The sequence below is a fragment of the Streptococcus suis genome (assembly GCF_002960445.1).
Taxonomy (GTDB): domain Bacteria; phylum Bacillota; class Bacilli; order Lactobacillales; family Streptococcaceae; genus Streptococcus; species Streptococcus hyiners.
Window position 1 is genome coordinate 1 of sequence record NZ_POJD01000323.1, and the last position, 305, is coordinate 305.

2 pseudogenes are annotated in these 305 nt (G+C 38.0%); both read right to left on the minus strand.

Features of this window, described 5'->3' with window-relative positions:
- Positions 1–215, minus strand: a pseudogene (locus C1G53_RS11055) (carbohydrate ABC transporter permease); the annotation flags it as partial.
- A gap of 10 nt (positions 216–225) precedes the next feature.
- A pseudogene (locus C1G53_RS13615) lies at positions 226–305 on the minus strand (sugar ABC transporter permease); the annotation flags it as partial.

Here is a 305-nt window from a genome sequence, read left to right on the forward strand (position 1 = left end):
TAGAGTATCGGAAAATTATTAGTCCGAATAGCCTCCGTATAATTGCTCACCATCCAGTTACTTGGTAAAAAGTGGAAAGGATTCATCTGAGTGGATTCGGTTACCGTTTTAAAAGACGTCAACACCATCCAAACAAATGGGATCAGCATGCCCATTGCCACTAAAATCAAGAAGGCATGCATCCAGATTGTTGATTTAAAAGCTGATTGTTTCACATGAACCTCCTTAACGGTAATGCACCCATTTTTTCTGTACCTTCATCTGAACGAAAGTAATGACAAGAATAATCAATAACAACAACATGA